The organism is Aquimarina discodermiae (genome assembly GCF_040786235.1).
Taxonomy (GTDB): domain Bacteria; phylum Bacteroidota; class Bacteroidia; order Flavobacteriales; family Flavobacteriaceae; genus Aquimarina.
Map to the genome: position 1 here is coordinate 194,150 of NZ_JBFMKP010000005.1, position 19,165 is coordinate 213,314.

A 19,165-nucleotide genomic window follows, 5' to 3' on the forward strand; every position below is an offset into this window, starting at 1 on the left:
ATACAAAATGCTCCATATCCAGAAGAGAAGATTGGGCGGGTAATGTTGCGATGCAATAGAAATTTGGTGTACAAGTAGTACGTAAAGAAACAAGAGTGTTAGGCTTATATATTTGATTTGTAGTTGGATATTAAAAAAAAATATTATGGTTAATGATAATTTCAAACAGACAAAAGAAGGAATAAAAAATAATTTTGAAAACCTTAAAAATCTCTTTAAACAAATAACTAATAAATCATCTTATTTGACATAACAATAACCCAAATAATTTGGGATTGAAATTAACAACAAAAAGTATGAAACTAAAACTAATAACCATAAGCCTGCTTGCAGTAACAAGTTGTGCTACGATTCCTACAGAATTTTTAATAGCCATAGAAAAAGAGAAAGAGGGAATTGATTTTTTACATAAAAGACATCAACGCAGTGTTAATGAGTTGGTAAGCAACTGGCACGCAGAGCGATTAGAAAAGTTAACCTATATCAAAGAGATCGAAATAAATAAGGCAGCTAGAACACTCACTAATTCGAAGGATACAATACAAGTGCTAAAAAAAGAAGATTTTATTCGTATCGAAACACAATTTGATAGCGCTATAAAAATAATAGACAAAATTCGAGTATCCCTAATTGATCGTTATAGCGATACCAAAAACTGGAAGAAACTAAAGGAGCTAAGCGCCACTAATTATAATATGAGTAAATCATTATTAGAGCTTAATCAAGCTCAAAAAAGGTTATATAGAGAAGTATTAAAAACTAATGCCTTAATTCCTTTAAAAAAAGCTTCACCTAAGAATATAATTGCCAAAAAAGGTAATACAACAAATAAACTGTAATTGTATTATGAATGATAAAACACCACAGCAAAAATATATAGAAGCTTTTACGCAACTGCTTAGAGCAGCAAAAGAGCTTAATGATGACATTTCGAACCCATTTAATTTGGAGATGCCAAAACACATGGGATTACCAGAAGAAACCTTTATATCAGACTCAGAGTTGAACGATTTAACGCAAACCTTAGAAAAAGCTGCTCAAGATAATATGCAATTTGCAAAGCTATGGGATTTAGGAACTGATATCGTAGCGATGGCCAAGTCTTTACATAGGTGATACAATAGTGCACTTAAAACCTATAACAAAAGATTATCAATTATCATAATTCTTTAGAAGACGAACCTAAGCCAACAACTTTCTTTTGAGAATCATTTTACCCATTTCGAGGTAACCAAATTTCAATAAGTAAATATCAATTTGTGGATAGATTAGATACCTAATAAGGTATTTGGTCATGGACACGTATTGTTTTCTTTTAAATAAAAATGAATCCTTGATTTATAATAGAGACTTAACCCTACAGAGGTTTTCTGTGCTAATCTGATCTCTCTTTATTAACAAAGGAATCATTCTAAGGCGGAATCTGAAAAGCCTGAAACAGAGTAAGAAAAATATAAACATTATTTAAAAAGCAAATTAAATATGACAACCGATGTAAAATTAAACTTTGTAAACGAATCCAATGATCAGAATAACTCTGAAGTGGTGTTTTTTCAAAAGAATGTGGGAACCAATTTTGATGAATTGTCTGTGGCTTGGAAAGTGATAAAAAACTGTGCCACAGGTTGGCATCATGAATTCACTTTACCTATGCAAATGCAATTAAGTGCTAGCGATTCATGGGGAAATGAAATTATTAACCCATTAGATGCCAGTAATGGTCAACTATATCATGTAACCAAAGGTCCTTCTGGAGATGAGTTGGCCTATATGTCTCCTGGTACCAGCAGAACAGAAGTGCAGTTACGTAATGATTTGTTGTCGGGATCTATAGATGCGAAAATCTATAAATCAGGAAAGCTTCTAGCCTTAAAGACAGGCGTATCACCAAGTCAAAAAGCAGTTTTTCAGATCAAGCCAACGCTTTGGGTAGGAGTGGTTTCTCAAATAGAAGAAGGAGAAATTATGAATTCTGCAATAATGTCTGATGTAAATACAGAGTTAGGGCTTTTAGGAGTGGCCTCTGCTGATATTGTAATGACAGGTGGTGGAATAGGAACTTCTGCATCCAAATTTCAATTTCACTTAGACAATATTGTATATGTATAAGAGGGATAAACTTGCTGATCGATGGTCGTAAAATAACATAGCGATATCAGGTTTCTAATCTGAAATTGTGTTGATCAGATATAGAACGATTCATAATTCGGTAAGTGTATTTATCCTTAGTATGGCGAAAACCGAAAAGCCTTTAATAGAGTAGGAAAACATTAAATAATAAAAGATTATGTCGAGCATAAAATTAAATTTCATCAATGAATCGAATGATTTGAACAACTCTGAAGTTGTATTTTTTCAAAAAAATGTAGGTACCAATTTTGATGAGTTATCAGTGGCCTGGAAAGTGATTAAAAATTGTGCTACCGGTTGGCATCATCCGTTCGAATATCCTATGGAAATGAAGGTGTCGGCTAGTGATTCATGGGGTAACGAAATTAGCAAACCAATTGTTGCCAATAATGGTCAATTATTTCATGTGTATGAAGATCAATCTGGAAATCAATTATCGTATGATTCTCCAGGGACCAGTAGAAAAGAAGTACAACTTAGAAACGATTTGATAAAAGGTTCGATCGATGCCAAAATTTACAAATCAGGTAAATTATTAGCAGTAAAAACAGGAGTGTCTCCAAGTCAGAAAGCTGTTTTTCAATTTAAGCCTACACTGTGGGTTGGTGTAGTTTCCCAAATAGAAGAAGGAGAGATCATGAATTCTGCGGTAATGTCTGATATTAATACCGAATTAGGATTATTAGGCCTTAAATCGGCAGATATCGTAATGACAGGAGGAGGTACAGGAGTAAATGCTACCAAATTTCAGTTTTCGTTAGAAAATGTTGTTTACGAATAGAATATGATGTGCGAACTCATTAAAGGTTTTTAGTGGCAAAGCCCCTGATTTTCTTTCCCCTTTTGATGCTGTCAACCATAGATACAGTGCATAAAAAGGTAACTTAATTTAGAGGAATAAGGAAGCGGTTGACTTCCTTATTCTAATAATTATCAAGTAGCAGAATTATTAACAAAACAACCAAGAATAATGAAAAAAGAAAAAAGAGTATTGTACCTCACAGCATCTGGAATAGCAGATGAGAAAAAACATTTATTTGCACTCGAGTTTACCATTGTTGACCAAAAAGATATTAGTTGCATTGTTGTAGTAAATTCGGAAACAGGTGAATCGGATAAAGAAAGCCCTGTGTATCCCTTTAATGAAGAAAAATGCACCATAGAATTTCTTCATAGTTCAGGAAGTTTTGTAGAAGGAACTATTTCTTTGAGAAATATTACTGCTACAGAAGGTGTTTTTACTGCCGAACATAATACATTTTTGTTTGCCCTTCAGTATGGAACGAATCGAGAAAGAACCCATAGCTTATTAGGTATATTTTACTTAAAAACATTAGAAGTAGAAGAGGTTCCTGAGGAAATATCTAAACCAATAGCGAAAGCGGATTCTAAAGAAGAAAAAGAAAGGACTCAGGTAGCAACTTCAGAAGTAGTGGAAACGGAGAAACCTAGTGAAGAAGTCTCCCAAGAACAAAACCAGAAGCCGGATGCAGAAGAGAACGCAAAAATAGAATCTCTGGAAAAAGAAGAAGAGCCAAATAAAGATGTATTGACAGAAGAAAACGAGCCTCAGGAAGAAGAAAACGAGGATGCTCAGCAAGAAACATTGGAAGGCACGCAACAAGAGGATCAAGAAAAGACTCCAGAACAATAAACCAAAGATTAGCAAATATGATTATGACAATGATATGGGTGACTTTAATTTGTTTCATAATTCTGGTAGAAGAGTACCAATTGTAACTAAACAAGTTTTATAGGTTGTCTATACTTTATAAGATAAACAGACTGTAATATTTATCAATATTGAGGTAGTTATGCAAGAAGAAATTAATAAACATGAGCATCGGGATATTCATGATAAGGGATCTGCCGGGGTAAATGATAGAAATGACAGAAGAACATTTAGGAATTATAAGGTATGGTTTGTTGTCATGATTGTATATACTATGGTATTTAGTTATATCGGTTATATTGCTTTTTGGCCTATGGCTTTTAATGACCCTGAACAAACGGTAGAAAAATATTTTAAAATAATTGACAAATATGGGAATAGAGTTGATGTTGTATTGTACGAAGACATTCTTAGAGCTACGATTAATGATTTGATTAATGAGGCAGAGGCCGAAGCAGATGAGATGCAACGACTGGCATCTCAATCATTTAATATTGTTCTTGGTGCATTCTTGGCTTTTTTATCTGCTACTGTGACTACCATTTTTCAGCGTAACAAAGATTGATGTCAATGTTAATTATTTGTGAAACAAGATTTTAAGTATCCCTCTTTAGAAAACATACATTTGATTAAGCTCGCGGTGCTAAGCCTGTTTATAGAAATTGGTCATGACCATTAAATACTTTCTTAAACTAATTTATGATGTAATTAGAGCTACTTAGGACTGTATAACTCTCTAACTTCAATATATTCGAAGAGGGTTGACCAAATTCTAAATATAAATGTAATGATGAATCAGAAAGAGTTTCTAAAGAGGGATTTGTATACTGATGATGAGGTTATAATCAGAAACTAAACGTTTTCTAATTCTTCCTGATCGATGTCAATTTCTTTTGCAAGCCATTTTGCCCAGGCAATAGCATCTTCCAGGTTATCAAAACTCTGAAAATTATCTTTAAAAAAGAGTTTTTCAACCAAAGACGTAAGAAGTCCTTTTTGAGAGTAACTAACAATAGAATACCCTTTGAGTTTGTAATTGTTTTTAAAAAACTTAATCCAATCCAGAGGTTTTACAGAATAAGAATTTACGCGGTTAGATATGTACATAATATTTTCGCCATTATAATCGTATAAATGCGATATTTCTTCTGCCATTTCCTTAGCGTGATCATCCCAAGAATACACTACTCCTTCGTTAATCTCTCCTATGACAAAAGATTCGAATAGATAAAAATTACCACACGGATAGTTTAATTCATGTATGGCGTCTTTGTAAAAAGAAGAATCCTTTATATATCCCATAGTACGTATATCTATATGGTATTTTATCCCTTCATAAAATGACCACTAATTCATAGTTCAGATAAAGTAGACAAAAGTAACAAAATATTTATGAATCAGATGTTTGTACCTAGTGATAAATAAATGTTAAATACTTCTAATAATACTTGTAATATAGTAAAAGAAGAACTATTGAGTAAAGAGGTAATGTTTTATTTTTAAATAGGTTATGAGTTGTGATTTATCTGTTAAGAGTGGTTTTTTTTTGAAAAAAAATAACACTTTTTAAGCTATCAAAATCCTTAAAACGATTTCTCATAAACAGGTTTTTTTACAATTAGAAAAGGAGGTCTTTTTTGATAGATCGTTAAACTTTGAAAAGTAGACCATGATCGTACTCATGTTTCTTTAAATTCATCAAATGTATGGTGAAAACCTTTTCAAGAATTGTTAACTCAAAAAGTGTCTTTATCTTTACCATCGAATTACCTAATTAGATTATATTTTGCATCCAAATAATACTCATAATACTCCTTACAATTTTGAAGCTTTAAGTAGTACCCATCCAGAATTGGCAACGTATGTTACAGAGAACTCAATTGGTAGAAAAAGTATTGATTTTGCAAATACAGATGCGGTATTACAATTAAATAAGGCAATTTTAAAGTATCATTATAAATTGGAAGATTGGAATATTCCGAAAGGGTACTTATGCCCTCCAATTCCGGGTCGGGCAGATTATATCCATCATATTGCCGATTTAATTAATAGTAAAGATACTTCCCAAATACGAGGTATAGACATTGGGGTAGGTGCCAATTGTATCTATCCAATCCTGGGGGCTCAAATTTATGGTTGGGATATGGTTGGAGCAGATATCAATAACACTGCGGTTACTTCTGCACGAGCAAATGTAAAAGCCACAAAGAGTTTACAAACTAAGATAGAGATTCGAGAACAAAAGAATAATGCCAATATTTTTGAAGGTATCATTACTCCTCAAGAATACTATAATTTTACCATGTGTAATCCACCGTTTCATGCTTCAAAAGAAATTGCTTCTAAAGGTACTATGCGGAAACTTAAAAACCTTCAACTTTCAGAATCATTAGAGCTTAATTTTGGTGGTCAGGCCAATGAATTATGGTGTAATGGGGGAGAAGCATTATTCATTAAACGAATGATTAAGCAAAGTGTGGCTTTTAGGAGTCAGGTAGGTTGGTTTACTTCTTTGGTGTCTAAAAAAGAAAATTTGACCAAAATTTATAAACAATTAGATAAGTTAAAAGCGATACATAAAACTATTGAAATGGCACGGGGTAATAAACAAAGTAGATTTGTTGCCTGGCGATTTGAGTAGCGTTTTAACAATAGATTTATGGACTATTGTCCCTGTTAAAAGACCCCCCTGCACTTTAGCGCAGGGGAGGTGTCGGTAATGTCCTTAAAAGTATAATTTTAACACAATTTTTATTTTATTCCATTCGGAAAAATCACTTAATTCGATGACTTTTATCATTTAATAGTTATCACGAGTTAAGTAAGAACTAGTATTGTTTATTTATACAGCTCTAAATCAACCATATCATACTTTTTTGAGATCGACCCAGGAATCGGATCTTGTTTTTTTACTAAAAACCCATCTAAATTTTCTTCAGAAATATCATTGGTAATTCTATAAGCAATATCCAGTCGTTTAAGTATTTCTAATACTTCCTGGGCAGGTTTATCTATAAGATTAGGTATTACTCTTAAGTCTTCGATCGCACTATTGGGGGGTACAGGAACGATTTTAAATTTAAGTGTAGCGCTTGCTACACCATTGATGTTATATTTATTACTGGAAGAAGCATTTACTGGAGTAGCATACATACGTGACGAATTATGATTTTTACTACTTTCATAATCGATTTTTTGTGAGGACAACGCTAGTGAAACTTTTGCTTCAACTTCTGTTTCTGGTATGGTATAAAATGTAGGTTGATACCCTATTTCTCTTAGTTGTTTTAATACTTCATTAGGGTTATCTTCATCATATAGCGCTAAAGTTTGTGATAGTGAAGCTGCATCTAATGCTTTTTGTGCTTCTGCAACACCTTGTCCAATAGAAGAAATAAGTTCTCCCAATGGAGCTGATAAGAGCTCTTTTACATCTGAATTTGTTTTTATATCGGACATTTATTTTTAATTTTTAGCAAAAAATACTTTCACTTTGGTTAATGGTAATACTCTTACACCTGGTTTAGGTAACTGCATAAAAGCGCTTCCAATTCTCTCTGTTTGATTGTATTGATATATTGGGGTAATCTTTACATTAAATTGTAATGCTTTTTTCTTCACTGCCTTTTCTGTTAATCCACTAAAATCTGGTACAGATACTTTCTCTACGTTTTGAATTGCTTTTGTAGACTCAATATTGATTTTTACATTACTTACTGCTCCTTCATTGATAGCTTTCGCACTATCTTTATCTAATGTTTGGACTTTTAATCCTTTATCGTCGTTTTGGATATGTGTTTTTAAGTCTATCGTAACATTTCCTAATTGATAATTTCCAACATCTTTTAATTCTAGAGATGCTAAATTTACATCTTCTACAAGCTGCCTATAAATATCATTTATTTTAAATGCTTTACTTTCTCCTGGATGGCTGATATTTAATTGTTCAATTTCTAACTCCAGCTCATTCTTCTCTGTAGTTAAAACTACTATTTCCTGTTCTTTGATAGTTAGTTCTGATTCTAACACTCCTTTTTCTATAATCAAAGTATTTTTTTCCTGAGATAGGTTGGCTGTTTTTTGCTCTAAATCATTATTTTCTGTACCTAGTGTTTTGATTTCATTTTTGAGATCTAAAATTTCTTTATCAAGATTATCAATATGAATATCTTTAGAAGCTATCTGTGTGTTTAAATTGTCTATCTCAATATCAAGATTATCAATATGAACATCTTTAGAAGCTATCTGCGTTTTTAAACTGTTTATCTCAATATTAAGATTATTTATATGACTATCTTTAGAACTTATTTCTCCATTAAGTTTCGCTATTACTTTATCTACTCTTGCTATCTCTTCATACAATCTTTTAACATCTGCCTCTAACTTTATTTTCTCATTTCTTAAATGGGTGCCCTGTGTAACTAAGTTATTCCTTTCAGTAACTAATGCATCATTTTGATTGTTTAGCGTTATATTATCTTGTTTTAATCGTCCTATTTCTAAATCCTTAGTGTTTAATTGCTTTCTTAAATCATCAATAATTTTATTTAAAGCATTAATCGTTGTAATATTTCCTCCTCCGCCTCCTGAGCCATCTCCTATATCGTCAACAGGAACTCCAATACCACCACCTGGAAGTATAGCTCCGATTGAACTTGTAGATCTTCTTTCAAAGTTATCTGTACTATCATCTTCAATAGGTCTTACATTTAGTGCTCTTTCAGATGTATTGGTTTTGGAAATCAACTCTTTGAAAAAAACATCATACGCTGCAAGTTTTGGAATCGCTACTTGCTGAAAATCTATTCCCGAAGTACTTTTTTGTTTTCCAGGTATCTCAACAAGATACAGTTCTCCAAAATAAACTGTAGCTTCATTTTCTGAATTAATTTCTACAGCTCCTCCAACGCAAAAAACTTTTGTTAATTTTTGTTTTTTATTCCATGAAAGTCTAAAAGAAGGGAAAGGCCCTTTTTCTATGACTTCTATAATTTTCTTATCGACTGTTCTTCTCTTAGAAATATTATATATGACTTCTATTTCTCCTTTAGTAACAGTAATTTCTTTTATAATTGGGAGCCATTTATTTTTAGTACTATCGAAAAAATCGATTGCTATACCTTCTAAATTTATCAACTGATTTTGAAGGTTTCTGATACTGCCCTTAAAATGAATTTGTTTCATACTTATTGTACCGTTTTATGTTAAGGGAATTTGTAATGAAATGGTTTTATATTCTAAATCAGAACTTACTTCGAATACTATAAAAACGTATTCAGGTGTACTTGAAAAAGGAACTACATTTTCTGAAACATTGATATGATCAGTATCTTCTTCTGGGAGTATTAATTCATCTAAATTATCATTACTAAAATTTGCTCCAAATGTATCATTTATTGGAACTATTTCAGAAGTATCATCGTTATCATTTTGAGGTAATGGTTTTGTTACTGGTATTGGTGGTGCGCTTAACGCACTATCTGTTATATTGTTTGTATCTGCCGTATCAGAAGAATTACTTGGTTGCTCATTAGATGTTGGATCGTCAGAGTTATCTGGTTGAGTTGTATCATCGTTATTTGCTACTCCTGTTTTTGGTGCCAAAGAAAATTTTATGGTTGTGCTGGCATTTCCTTGTTTATCGGTTTTAATCTCAGCAGGATCAAAATAAAATTCAGAAATCGCTTCTAATTTATCTCCGTTAATTTCCTGTGTTGCTGTTTCATCTACATTAAAAGAAACTGTTTTATTACTTATACGTTCTCCAACCGCATTTTGAAGAGTTGTAATTACATTTACAGAATACAATCCATTCACGGTGCCGGTAATTTCTGATACATCTACTTCTAATTCTGTTTTTGGCAACCCTTCGTTAGGAACGGTAGCTACAAATCTTCCTGAAATCGTACTAAAGATTCCTATTCTGTCACTATCATTGCTTATCGATTTCGCTGGTGTGAAACGTAAAGCTCCTTTCATCGTTTTTTCTGTTGCTATAACCTCTTCTTGTTCAAACTCTGTAACTACCTGCAATTTAAAATCTAAATAAGGTAATTGATAGATGGTATTAGGTCTTCCTAAGTCATCAAAGGGAGCCTGGTTATTTAATTCTTCTTGTGCATCACTTAATCCGTCGGCAAGTGATACTAAAATATCTTTTAGAGCAAAAGCATTTTTTTCTGAAATCGTATTACTCATAATAATCGGTTATCTTTTCGTTGTGATCGTCTTTTCTCCTGAAGCCTATTTCTTTTAGCTTCGTCTTTCTGTTCTTCTTTGATATTCTCTAATCGTTTAAACTTGAGTATTTTTCGTAATTGTTCTTGTTTCTTCTCCAATTCGTCTAAACTACCCGCATCTACTCTTAGCTTTTTCTTTACCAGTTCGTTAAATTTCTTAGAAACATCTGTTTTCCCAGTACCTATACCTCTAAATCTATCTATCTTCTTGGTAACAAATTCTTCTTTTTTTGGTGAAGGTTTTTGTACTATCTCTCTATTTTTAACTTTGGTCGTTATCGATTTTTTTGATTTTATTTTTTTCTTCTCTTCTTCTTTTTCTTTTTTAGGAACCGCCTTTCTTTTCTCGTTGGACTCTACCACCATTTCTTTTTCTTTCTTAATAAGTTGTAATGGATTTAAAACCTTCTTATTTAAAGTAGGTTTTCCTGCCGAAACATCAAATAAAGATTTATCTATAGCTATATTTTCTGGCATAGATAAAGGCAACCTTTTATGCTGTTTAACAGCTTTATTTATAGGTTGAGCTTTCTTTTTTTCTTTGTTTTTTTCTACAGCTTTTGTTTTTTTCAATTCCCATACACGCTCCCGTTTTTTCTTTTCATTATGGCTTGGAATCTCTCCTGTATATCGTTGGTTTTTATGTAACGGTACTGTTGGATTACTCAACCCTTCAAAAACATTTCCTCCTCCCTGTGTGAGCTGTATCATTTTTTGCTCTAATAATTTCCTTTCTTCTAATAAATGTTGAAGTTTCTCATTTTCAGGTAACACCTCTTGCATTAACGCTAAGGGATCTACTTTTGGAGTTGTAGCAGGCGAATCTAGAATAGTAGCTACCTCTTCATTATCCTTATCGATATTCGTGTTCAAAGAATTCTTTGGTAACTTTTCTTCTTGTTTTGCTTTTTGCCTGGCTATTTTTTTCCAACTTTTGGCCATTACAAATGGTATTTTGTTAACTATTTTTCAACCTTCTACACATACTAATACTTTGTAAACGAAATAAATTAAAACGGAACATTATTATTTGTTTTAAGTGGAAGTATTTTGATCTTCTGAAGCAACAACTTCTCTAATAATTTCTTCCAGTCTTGCTGGTGGTGGAACTGTTACAATTTTTGTTCTCATTAATGAGCTACCTTCTACAGAATATTGGTATTTTTGAGAATAAGAGGCATTTACGGATGCTACTTTAGCCCCCCTAAACAATCGAAAGTTAAGTTTTTTCTCACTCGAACTTCGAGTAGACACAGACTGTTGCGACATACTAACAGCCATTTTTAGTTCTAATACAGTGTCTACAAACTGATAGAAAGTAGGTGTAAAACCTAACTCTAAGAGAGTATAACTTTTACCTGTGTCATCTAATGTAATAAGATCTTTATTCGCATTTGGATTTGTTGTGTCTGTACTGTTTAAACTGAAAACGTCACTGGTGTCATTTTCGGTAGCATTATTTGCATACCCAGCCATTAACTGAGTAATACGTAAAGACACTTTATCAAGTTCGTACTGTGCTTCTGCAATACCTTTCCCTAATTGTACTACAAATTCTGGGAAAGGTGCGTTTAATAATTCGGCTCCTACACTTCTACTCATAATTATTTCTTTTTAAGAGACTTAGGGCCTTCATTTTTCTCAACCTCTTGTTGTAATAATTCTCTTTCGATAAGCATCATATTTCTAATACGTTCTTCTAAAATTGCCGGAGGTGGTACAGGGCTTAATTTCGTACGTAACAAACTAGCACCTTCTGCCGAATAATTGTATTTAGTAGCATAACTAGCATTAACTTGAGATACGGAAACACTTTTACCTTGATTATAGTGATAATTACGATACCACCAATTGGAGTAACCTCCAAAACTTTTATTTTCATGTGATGACGAATTTCTTCTCGTATCTATACGTGTATCTTCCTTTTTATAAGAAATGCTAATTTTCACTTCAATTATTGTATCTACAAATTGATAGAAATTAGGTGTAAAACCCAACTCTAACATCGATAAACGAGCAGGTACAAACACCAAAGGGTCTTCACCTGGTTCTAATGTAGAATTAGTTGAATCAACTATAAGTTTGTTACCTGAAGCATCAGATTTCACTGTAACTTTGGAAGAAGTCCTGTTAATTTCATTAATAATTAATGATTTTTCTCCATCTTTATTTGCACTACTACTATAAAGTACTTTTGCTACACTAAGAGGAACTTGGTCTCTACCGAAAAAAACACGGCTATCTTCAAATGTAGTTTCCCCTTCTTTATTATAAATAGTTTTTAAACCTCCCATCATTTCCGCTACAGTAATGGAATTTTCATCCAATCGGGTTTGTGCTTCGGCAATGGCAAATGCCATGTCTTTAATCATTTTTCCCATTGGAACATTTAGTAAATCTTGGCCTATTTGCGTGTTATAACTCATTTTTTTATTTTATCTATTGGGTTTATCTCTTTATTTTTTTTATTTAAGGTCTTTTGAAGGTTTAACCTTTCCACTTGCATTATATTTTTTAGTAATAATTCCATTAACAATCTTATTCAAAGCATCTGGAGGTGGTAAGGAAACTAGTTTGGTAGTAATTGCTGATGATCCACTAGCCTCTATACCAAACTTTCTGGCATAAGTAGCTGTAACAGATGCAGAAAAAATTGCGAGATTTACTCCTGCAGTCACTTCACCCTCGAATTTAGTTTCTTCTTTTATAGAAAAATCCATTTTAGCTTCAATCACGGCTTCAGTAAATGCATAAAATGTGGGTGTAAAACCTAATGCAATCAGACTATAATCTTCACCATCTAAATTTACTGTAGTGTCAACTAGCGTTTCTATTAACGCAGCAGAATTTTTGTCTAATTCGGCTTGAGCATTGGCAATTGCAAACCCTAATCGCTCTACAATTTGTGGTAAAGGCGCATTTAGTAACGAGTTTACCACTTTTGTTGTGTTAGAAGACATGTTTATGAATCTTTAGATAAGGCTTTTTTTACTTCATTTAATAATTCTGCAGGAGCAGGAAGTGATACCAAACGTACCGACATCGATGCATTTCCTTCTACATCTATTTCATGTTTTTTTGCCGTTCTATAATCAAAAGTTCCACCAATCGCAAAATAGCGTTGACTATTTCTGTTTTTGGAACTCTCTTTAAGGTTTGATAAAACCTTATTCTTATCTACTTTTTTGATATAAGTATCTTTCGTATCTTCCGAAATATTAGTTGTATTTGAAGTATCTATTTCAATGTTACTTTCATCCTTTGAATACACATCAAACTCTAAATGTGATTCTTCATGCAACATATATAAAAGTGCATTTTCATATTCTGTAGCTATTTTACTGCTGTTTATTTTGGCATTTCCTGAAATATTCAATGCCATATCTTTAGCAGAACCTGCACTTTCGAATGTTTGTTCTTGTTTTCCAATAACTAAAGTAAGCTTTCCTGTTTTTCCATTACCATTTCCTGTGTGATAGATAAATAAATTAGGTTCTGAAGATGTTTTTGTTGGACTACATTTATCGTTGACAAAATCTTTTCCTAAAAAGTGAATGTAATCACTTATTTTACTTCCATTTTTCGAATGAAAACGAACAATAACATAACGAAATTCTTGATTTCTTACCCCGTTTGGTCCAGAAGCCCAAGTCTCTCCTTTTCCTGAAATAGCTATTTGGCCTGATGGTACTCCCGTTCTTTCAAACCAAGTCTTCATGGCTTCTGCTCTTCTATTAGATAAATTAAGATTTGTAGCATTTCCTCCACTCTTATCTGTGGTTCCTATAATTTCTATGTAAGCAGTAGAATCTTCTTTTAAAATTTTACTTAAAAGTTCAAAGTATTGCAATGTCCCTCGATTAGAATATGAACCACTTACATAGTTAAACAAAACAGTATTTAAATCGTAATCGAAGTAGTGCTTCACTTCTAATATTGGACCTCCTTGTGTATATACTTTAATTCCTTTTCGGAGATCAGTATCGTTTGTGAAGCCTGTAATTTTTACATCTCTAGTTTTGGTTCTAGCACTATTTACAGCGGCATTAAAAGTATCAGAAAAATTAGAAGTTACTTCAAAATCTGTATCCTTGTTATTATCGTAGGTTACATTCGTCTTATCGACATAATTTGTTATTTTAAGAATTCCTTCTCCTCCTATTACTGTGTTAGGAATATAAATCGTAGAAAAACCATCTTCAGTTATCTTTTCAAAAGCATTATTATCGCTAGCTTTTATTGATAGATCGATCTTTTTTCCTTTAGTTTTTAATTTTAATCTATCTACTTGTTCACTTTCTCTTATTTGTTGAGTTAAGTCATTTATTTTGGTATAAATTTCTTTGCTTTGATCTATCTTTACAGATTTTTTTCCAATAGTAGTAGTAGAAGTTGCATTAACATACTTAATAAACTTTCTATGTCCTTTATATTCTCCTGTTTCTGCTAACTCATCTTTTTGATCAAAGAATGATTTTATTTGATCGTTTTTTTCAACATTACTACTATACTCTAAACTTGCTGATACTCCTAATTCTGTTGATTCTGCTACTTTCATTTTTAAGGAGATAGAAGCAGAAATATCTGCATGCTGAAAGTGATAAAAAGTTGGAGAAAAGCCTAGTTCTAATAATGATTTTCCGTTAATACCATTGGTTGCATCTGCTAGCGTAATTAATTGGTTTACTGAATTATCGTCTAATCTTTGTTGTGCATCGGCAATACTTAATGCCATAGAAGACATAATTTGTGATACATCTACCTCTTGTAATACTGTAGCAGCTTCTAATAATTTTTCTGTGCTCATTTAAGTGTAATTTTTGTAATGTTTAAAATGATACTTCTGGTAAGATGTGATCTATATCTATGGCTAAATCTTTTCTTACATTCTCATTTCTAACAATAAAGTATTCATATTGATTTTGTAATTCTCTAAGTTGTTTTGGCGATATCACATAACCTCTGTACACCCAGTCTAGTAGTTTTCTTGCCATAGGTAGTTGGTTTTGAGGTAAGGTTTTTTTTATACGAATTAATGTTTCTTTAGCTTTTTCTAATTGTCCTTTGTAGAGATACTGAATCGCTAATCGCTCTAACTCTGAAACTAATTTCTTCTTAACAAACAATGTTTTCTCTTCTTGTTTATCAATTATTTCAATTACATGAAGCCCATAAGAGATTACCTCATCGTGGTTACCAGAAATTTCTAAACTTTCTACAACACATTGCATATAGTGCTGTGAAAACAATTCTGGATCATTATTTACCTGTGCCATTCTTAACGCTTCTCTGTAATGTTTGAGCGCTTTTTTATGTTCTCCTTCTAAAGCGTATAACTTTCCTTTTTCTGCAATTCCTACATGTAGTAATTGTTTTTTCTTTGGTGTTTGTTTCATACGAATTGTTCAATTTCTTCAAAAGATGCATCGCATCCTATAGATTCTAATTTTGCTATTGCATATCTGGTCATTAAGTCTGAAAGAGGTACTGGTGCGTACCATGGTATTTGAATTTGTGAAGCAACGTTTTCTTTAGGGATAAAATGGCTCAATAGCTCTAAGGTTTCTTTTTGATCTTCGACTTCATCGATCACCAATTTTCGAAATCCATTAGAAACTTTCTTTTTATCACAAATAAGTCCGTTACTTTCGTATGCTGCAATACGACTTTCGACGTCACTGGCGTTAATAGAATCTTCTAATTGAACAGGGAGTATCGCTAATACTTCATCCATAATTTCATATGGCATATCTATAGTATTGTGTAGCGCTTCCTTTATTGAATTTAATGGGGTATCCTCATTGAGTTTTTCTAATATAATTTCATACCGCTCAAAAGACTGATTGGTAAGTCTTATAGCTCCTGTACTCTGAAATTGTCTCCAAATTACTTGACTATCTTTATAAGAAAGGTTTCTATAACTATTTGAAGCGTTATTATTTTCTTTTCGAGAGATCGTTTTCAAATATTGTCGCACTTGATGATGTGCCATTTGATCATCGTTAATAAGCTCTAGACAGTATAAAGATGTGGATGGATTTGCAAAATTTACTTCTACATTTTTAGGTACCCTGTTCTTAAGTGCTGTAACTGTAGCTTCAGAAACACCCCCTAAAATAACACACGGATAACTATTGAGTAATTCCAGCGTTTTTTGCTCATGAGTTCCTAAAAAAATAGATAATGCCTCAATAGTATTAGATAAGTCTTCTGTTTCTCTAATGTATACACATACATCAAAAGTGATAGGGGCTTCAATTTTTTGTAATATTTCACCCTGCTCTACAGAAGCTTCAACCCCAATTTTAATTAGCAGTGTTAACACTTTTTCTGCAATATCCTTTGTTAGGTTTCTTGCAAAAATCATAGGAGCATTATAAATCAACTTCAATACCACCTCGAAGGGAATTTCAAATTTTTCAGCAATAGGTTTTAGCTGTACTGGATTAGCCTTACCTATTGAATTAATGACTATTCCGTATTTATTTTTTATCATTCTTTATAATATGTTTACGCAATTGATTAATTCAATCAATATCTTTAATCATCTGTTTATCTTACTTAATTGATATCTTTTGGAAACCAGATTGTCATCTTTAAAAACAACTATATCTATTTTTCAGAGCATTTTGATTTTACTATTCAAAATTGTAAACATTCTTTTCCTCTTTAGGAATCTTGATATATATTAGAGATATGCATAGTCTTTAAATGGTGTTTTTATATCCTTTTACTCAATATTTGGATTACAAATGATACCTTAAAGAGTCCCTTACTTATTGAATATTTAACACAATTCGTATCTTATCTAATAATTAGATAAGATTTATGATTTAATAAATTCTGAGGTAAATTTAAGTCTATATAATCAGTGCAAGCAAGTCCCCTAATTTGGTATTTTTTGCTTTTTTGTTTTTAATTATTTGTATATAAATGATTTATATTTTATTAAAGCGATTCGTATTTTCAAGGTATCTTGATGATAGCATTCATGGGGCGTATAAGAAGAAGTTAAAAAACGTTTAATCTTGTTAGCCTAAAGGGGTATAGTTACGTACAACAGTTAATCTTAAATCACAAAATGAATTATCTTTAAGGAATAGCTTTTTTAAATCATCCCAAGTAAGTCATTCTACCAACGATGTTTATAATAATGTGTTATATGTGGATGGTAGTGTAAAGCCTTGGCTCCGAAGGAGAACATTCAAAAATGAGAAAGTAAGAGTATTGATAACTATAAAAAAACAATCGTTTTAACAATAAGTTTATGCTTGATTTTTTTTATGGTAAAAAGATATTTTTTTTAAATTTACGTCCCCTATTAAAAACTTACGTAATCAATTTTGTAATGCATAGAGTACCCTTCTGTGTAGTACATACTATCCCAAAAATTTGTAGTTATAGATACAGCTATACTACATTTTTTCAATGTAAATAATAATGTTTTTACACTCTCAAAAAATAAAGGGTGTGTATTAAAATGCTACTAAACCATGGATTTGATTACTGAATTATTAAGGTCTAAGCATGACCTGGATAGCTTTGCCAAAAAAATACCTTGTATACTTCATATTAATGAAATTAAAGATTTCAGAGTACTATACTTAGACCCATATACAAGAGAAAAACTAGGAATTACGGATACAAAAGAATTAAATAAAACGTTTTTATCCCGTATACATTTGCATCCAGATGACCTCGAGGTGGGCAAAGCTTCCTGCCTTCACTATTTAGAACACGTCGAGGAGTTTAGCACATTTAGTTTTGTACAGCGTGTTAAATTTAATGAAGAAGAGTATCGCTCTATTTTTGTTACAACTCTATTGATGGAAGAATTAGGGGGGTTAGTTAGTTTTAGTGTGGATTTGGGAGGACATGAGGTACAAGAGAAAGGATTGGATCAGATTATTTATGAAACAGAGTTTATAAAAAAAAGATTTATAAAATTTGGGGCATTAACGGTTAAAGAGAGAAGTTTTATTAGGTTTTGGATACAGGACTTTTCTAATACAGAAATAGCTCAAAAATTAGGATTAACAGAACAAACAGTTAAAACATATAAAAAGAAAATTTATAAAAAATTAGATATACATACATTTCATCAATTACATGAGTATGCTTCTGCTTTTGATATTACTAATTAAAATAAATCTATGGAATTAGAATATACAGAAGTAAGTGCCAAAATACTCGATTTTGTACCTAATGCGTCGCAAGCACAAGAATTGTTTGGTAGAAGAATAGGATATTCAGACCCAAAATACCCTGGGTTTTATCATATACACAGCATAAAGGATTATTCAGTAATTTATTTTGATGAGGAAATTTGTAAAGAATTTGATGCTAGTTTGGAAGATATTAGAGCTATAGGTGCCAAATTTCAGGAAAGCGTCACTCATCCAGATGATGTAAAAAGAGTAAGAAAATTACTTTTTGATTTTGCAGAGAAACAAAATGAAACAGAAATACTTACCTATTTTCACAGACTTAAGTTTAGAAAAGAAGGTGAAGAAGGGTATATTCTGGTGATTACAAGTGTAAAGTTAGATTTAGCCCAACAAGCGTTTATCAGTATGAGTAATACTACGGACCAGTTACCTGTTTTTACCAAGAAAATATGTAATGCTTTAAACACAAAATATGAAACCAAAAAGTACATTAATAGTTATATAACCTTAACAAAAAGAGAGAAAGAAGTATTTACTTTTCTAATTAGGGGTTTTTCTGTTAAAGAAGTAGCATCTAGTTTAATAAGATCTACCAGAACGATAGAACAACATAAAAAAAACATCTATAAAAAGATGGAAGTGAATACCTTGGCTCAAATTGTGAGAATAGGATATTTTTTAAATTTAGTTTAAAAAAGTACGTGCAATCTATTTGATGAGATTAAAAACTAATTTTATAAATAGGCTGCACTTTTTGAATTTTATACCAGTTCTTAAATGATTTTACCGTTAACTGAATTGAATTGTTTGGCTAAGTTCTAAAATAAATATGTGTTATCTTTGAACTATTAAATTTCAGCTATGATCCCAGAAGATTTTAAAGATTATTTTGTGAATTGCGGTCACACAGAGCAGCAATCGATTATTTCATCACTATTGTCTATGTCTACTACAAC

General features: G+C 31.9%; 20 protein-coding genes. 9 read left to right on the forward strand and 11 right to left on the reverse strand.

Features of this window, described 5'->3' with window-relative positions:
• Positions 1-296 precede the first annotated feature (296 nt).
• From ABW636_RS04835 to ABW636_RS04860, 6 genes are all read left to right on the forward strand, one after another.
• Entirely contained in the window at positions 297-839 is a 543-nt protein-coding gene (locus ABW636_RS04835) for a hypothetical protein (protein ID WP_367588816.1), read from the forward strand.
• A 7-nt stretch (positions 840-846) separates the two neighbouring features.
• Complete coding sequence (locus tag ABW636_RS04840) at positions 847-1,116, forward strand: hypothetical protein (RefSeq protein WP_367588817.1); 270 nt, start codon at positions 847-849, stop codon at positions 1,114-1,116.
• A gap of 366 nt (positions 1,117-1,482) precedes the next feature.
• Entirely contained in the window at positions 1,483-2,109 is a 627-nt protein-coding gene (locus ABW636_RS04845; RefSeq protein ID WP_367588818.1) for a hypothetical protein, read from the forward strand.
• A 178-nt stretch (positions 2,110-2,287) separates the two neighbouring features.
• Positions 2,288-2,911, forward strand: coding sequence for a hypothetical protein (locus ABW636_RS04850; RefSeq protein WP_367588819.1), 624 nt, complete (start codon positions 2,288-2,290; stop codon positions 2,909-2,911).
• Positions 2,912-3,100: 189 nt separating this feature from the next.
• Positions 3,101-3,784 carry a hypothetical protein gene (locus ABW636_RS04855; protein WP_367588820.1) on the forward strand — a complete coding sequence of 228 codons (684 nt, stop codon included), beginning with the start codon at positions 3,101-3,103 and terminating at the stop codon, positions 3,782-3,784.
• A gap of 160 nt (positions 3,785-3,944) precedes the next feature.
• A complete protein-coding gene (locus ABW636_RS04860; RefSeq protein ID WP_367588821.1) occupies positions 3,945-4,367 on the forward strand; it encodes a hypothetical protein in 423 nt (140 codons plus the stop codon).
• Positions 4,368-4,654: 287 nt separating this feature from the next.
• Here ABW636_RS04860 and ABW636_RS04865 read toward each other — a convergent pair whose 3' ends face one another.
• Entirely contained in the window at positions 4,655-5,104 is a 450-nt protein-coding gene (locus ABW636_RS04865; RefSeq protein WP_367588822.1) for a hypothetical protein, read from the reverse strand.
• Positions 5,105-5,588: 484 nt separating this feature from the next.
• Here ABW636_RS04865 and rlmF point away from each other — a divergent pair, with 484 nt between their 5' ends.
• On the forward strand, positions 5,589-6,443 hold the full coding sequence (rlmF, locus tag ABW636_RS04870; RefSeq protein WP_367588823.1) for a 23S rRNA (adenine(1618)-N(6))-methyltransferase RlmF: 855 nt from the start codon (positions 5,589-5,591) through the stop codon (positions 6,441-6,443).
• A gap of 197 nt (positions 6,444-6,640) precedes the next feature.
• Here the strand turns inward: rlmF and ABW636_RS04875 are convergent, their stop codons facing one another.
• The 10 genes from ABW636_RS04875 to ABW636_RS04920 form a co-directional block, all read right to left on the reverse strand.
• Positions 6,641-7,261 carry a PASTA domain-containing protein gene (locus tag ABW636_RS04875; RefSeq protein ID WP_367588824.1) on the reverse strand — a complete coding sequence of 207 codons (621 nt, stop codon included), beginning with the start codon at positions 7,259-7,261 and terminating at the stop codon, positions 6,641-6,643.
• A gap of 6 nt (positions 7,262-7,267) precedes the next feature.
• Positions 7,268-8,986 (reverse strand): PASTA domain-containing protein, encoded by a 1,719-nt coding sequence (locus tag ABW636_RS04880; RefSeq protein WP_367588825.1) that lies wholly within the window; start codon positions 8,984-8,986, stop codon positions 7,268-7,270.
• 15 nt (positions 8,987-9,001) lie between these two features.
• Positions 9,002-10,000 carry a hypothetical protein gene (locus tag ABW636_RS04885; protein WP_367588826.1) on the reverse strand — a complete coding sequence of 333 codons (999 nt, stop codon included), beginning with the start codon at positions 9,998-10,000 and terminating at the stop codon, positions 9,002-9,004.
• The gene (locus ABW636_RS04890) at positions 9,997-10,983 is read right to left on the reverse strand and encodes a hypothetical protein (protein ID WP_367588827.1); all 987 of its coding nucleotides are present in this window, start codon (positions 10,981-10,983) and stop codon (positions 9,997-9,999) included. Before ABW636_RS04890 ends, ABW636_RS04885 begins: the two co-directional genes overlap by 4 nt.
• A 93-nt stretch (positions 10,984-11,076) precedes the next feature.
• The gene (locus ABW636_RS04895) at positions 11,077-11,643 is read right to left on the reverse strand and encodes a hypothetical protein (protein WP_367588828.1); all 567 of its coding nucleotides are present in this window, start codon (positions 11,641-11,643) and stop codon (positions 11,077-11,079) included.
• Positions 11,644-11,645: 2 nt separating this feature from the next.
• Complete coding sequence (locus ABW636_RS04900; protein ID WP_367588829.1) at positions 11,646-12,467, reverse strand: hypothetical protein; 822 nt, start codon at positions 12,465-12,467, stop codon at positions 11,646-11,648.
• Positions 12,468-12,506: 39 nt separating this feature from the next.
• Entirely contained in the window at positions 12,507-13,001 is a 495-nt protein-coding gene (locus tag ABW636_RS04905) for a hypothetical protein (RefSeq protein WP_367588830.1), read from the reverse strand.
• A 2-nt stretch (positions 13,002-13,003) separates the two neighbouring features.
• Positions 13,004-14,848, reverse strand: coding sequence for an OmpA family protein (locus ABW636_RS04910; RefSeq protein WP_367588831.1), 1,845 nt, complete (start codon positions 14,846-14,848; stop codon positions 13,004-13,006).
• A gap of 22 nt (positions 14,849-14,870) precedes the next feature.
• Positions 14,871-15,437 carry a hypothetical protein gene (locus tag ABW636_RS04915; RefSeq protein ID WP_367588832.1) on the reverse strand — a complete coding sequence of 189 codons (567 nt, stop codon included), beginning with the start codon at positions 15,435-15,437 and terminating at the stop codon, positions 14,871-14,873.
• On the reverse strand, positions 15,434-16,537 hold the full coding sequence (locus ABW636_RS04920) for a hypothetical protein (protein ID WP_367588833.1): 1,104 nt from the start codon (positions 16,535-16,537) through the stop codon (positions 15,434-15,436). The genes ABW636_RS04915 and ABW636_RS04920 overlap by 4 nt, the downstream gene beginning before the upstream one ends.
• A gap of 997 nt (positions 16,538-17,534) precedes the next feature.
• Between ABW636_RS04920 and ABW636_RS04925 the strand changes: the two genes are divergently transcribed.
• A complete protein-coding gene (locus ABW636_RS04925) occupies positions 17,535-18,185 on the forward strand; it encodes a LuxR C-terminal-related transcriptional regulator (protein ID WP_367588834.1) in 651 nt (216 codons plus the stop codon).
• Positions 18,186-18,194: 9 nt separating this feature from the next.
• Positions 18,195-18,902 (forward strand): LuxR C-terminal-related transcriptional regulator, encoded by a 708-nt coding sequence (locus tag ABW636_RS04930; RefSeq protein WP_367588835.1) that lies wholly within the window; start codon positions 18,195-18,197, stop codon positions 18,900-18,902.
• Positions 18,903-19,165 lie beyond the last annotated feature (263 nt).

Excerpts from the sequence above, each read along its gene's own strand:
- ABW636_RS04905 (WP_367588830.1), bottom strand. The coding sequence starts at position 13,001 with ATGTCTTCTAACACAACAAAAGTGGTAAACTCGTTACTAAATGCGCCT.
- ABW636_RS04890 (WP_367588827.1), bottom strand. The coding sequence starts at position 10,983 with ATGGCCAAAAGTTGGAAAAAAATAGCCAGGCAAAAAGCAAAACAAGAA.
- ABW636_RS04845 (WP_367588818.1), top strand. The coding sequence starts at position 1,483 with ATGACAACCGATGTAAAATTAAACTTTGTAAACGAATCCAATGATCAG.
- ABW636_RS04850 (WP_367588819.1), top strand. The coding sequence starts at position 2,288 with ATGTCGAGCATAAAATTAAATTTCATCAATGAATCGAATGATTTGAAC.
- ABW636_RS04860 (WP_367588821.1), top strand. The coding sequence starts at position 3,945 with ATGCAAGAAGAAATTAATAAACATGAGCATCGGGATATTCATGATAAG.
- ABW636_RS04880 (WP_367588825.1), bottom strand. The coding sequence starts at position 8,986 with ATGAAACAAATTCATTTTAAGGGCAGTATCAGAAACCTTCAAAATCAG.
- ABW636_RS04840 (WP_367588817.1), top strand. The coding sequence starts at position 847 with ATGAATGATAAAACACCACAGCAAAAATATATAGAAGCTTTTACGCAA.
- ABW636_RS04910 (WP_367588831.1), bottom strand. The coding sequence starts at position 14,848 with ATGAGCACAGAAAAATTATTAGAAGCTGCTACAGTATTACAAGAGGTA.
- ABW636_RS04915 (WP_367588832.1), bottom strand. The coding sequence starts at position 15,437 with ATGAAACAAACACCAAAGAAAAAACAATTACTACATGTAGGAATTGCA.
- ABW636_RS04930 (WP_367588835.1), top strand. The coding sequence starts at position 18,195 with ATGGAATTAGAATATACAGAAGTAAGTGCCAAAATACTCGATTTTGTA.
- ABW636_RS04865 (WP_367588822.1), bottom strand. The coding sequence starts at position 5,104 with ATGGGATATATAAAGGATTCTTCTTTTTACAAAGACGCCATACATGAA.
- ABW636_RS04900 (WP_367588829.1), bottom strand. The coding sequence starts at position 12,467 with ATGAGTTATAACACGCAAATAGGCCAAGATTTACTAAATGTTCCAATG.
- ABW636_RS04925 (WP_367588834.1), top strand. The coding sequence starts at position 17,535 with ATGGATTTGATTACTGAATTATTAAGGTCTAAGCATGACCTGGATAGC.
- ABW636_RS04895 (WP_367588828.1), bottom strand. The coding sequence starts at position 11,643 with ATGAGTAGAAGTGTAGGAGCCGAATTATTAAACGCACCTTTCCCAGAA.
- ABW636_RS04855 (WP_367588820.1), top strand. The coding sequence starts at position 3,101 with ATGAAAAAAGAAAAAAGAGTATTGTACCTCACAGCATCTGGAATAGCA.
- ABW636_RS04835 (WP_367588816.1), top strand. The coding sequence starts at position 297 with ATGAAACTAAAACTAATAACCATAAGCCTGCTTGCAGTAACAAGTTGT.
- ABW636_RS04920 (WP_367588833.1), bottom strand. The coding sequence starts at position 16,537 with ATGATAAAAAATAAATACGGAATAGTCATTAATTCAATAGGTAAGGCT.
- ABW636_RS04875 (WP_367588824.1), bottom strand. The coding sequence starts at position 7,261 with ATGTCCGATATAAAAACAAATTCAGATGTAAAAGAGCTCTTATCAGCT.
- ABW636_RS04885 (WP_367588826.1), bottom strand. The coding sequence starts at position 10,000 with ATGAGTAATACGATTTCAGAAAAAAATGCTTTTGCTCTAAAAGATATT.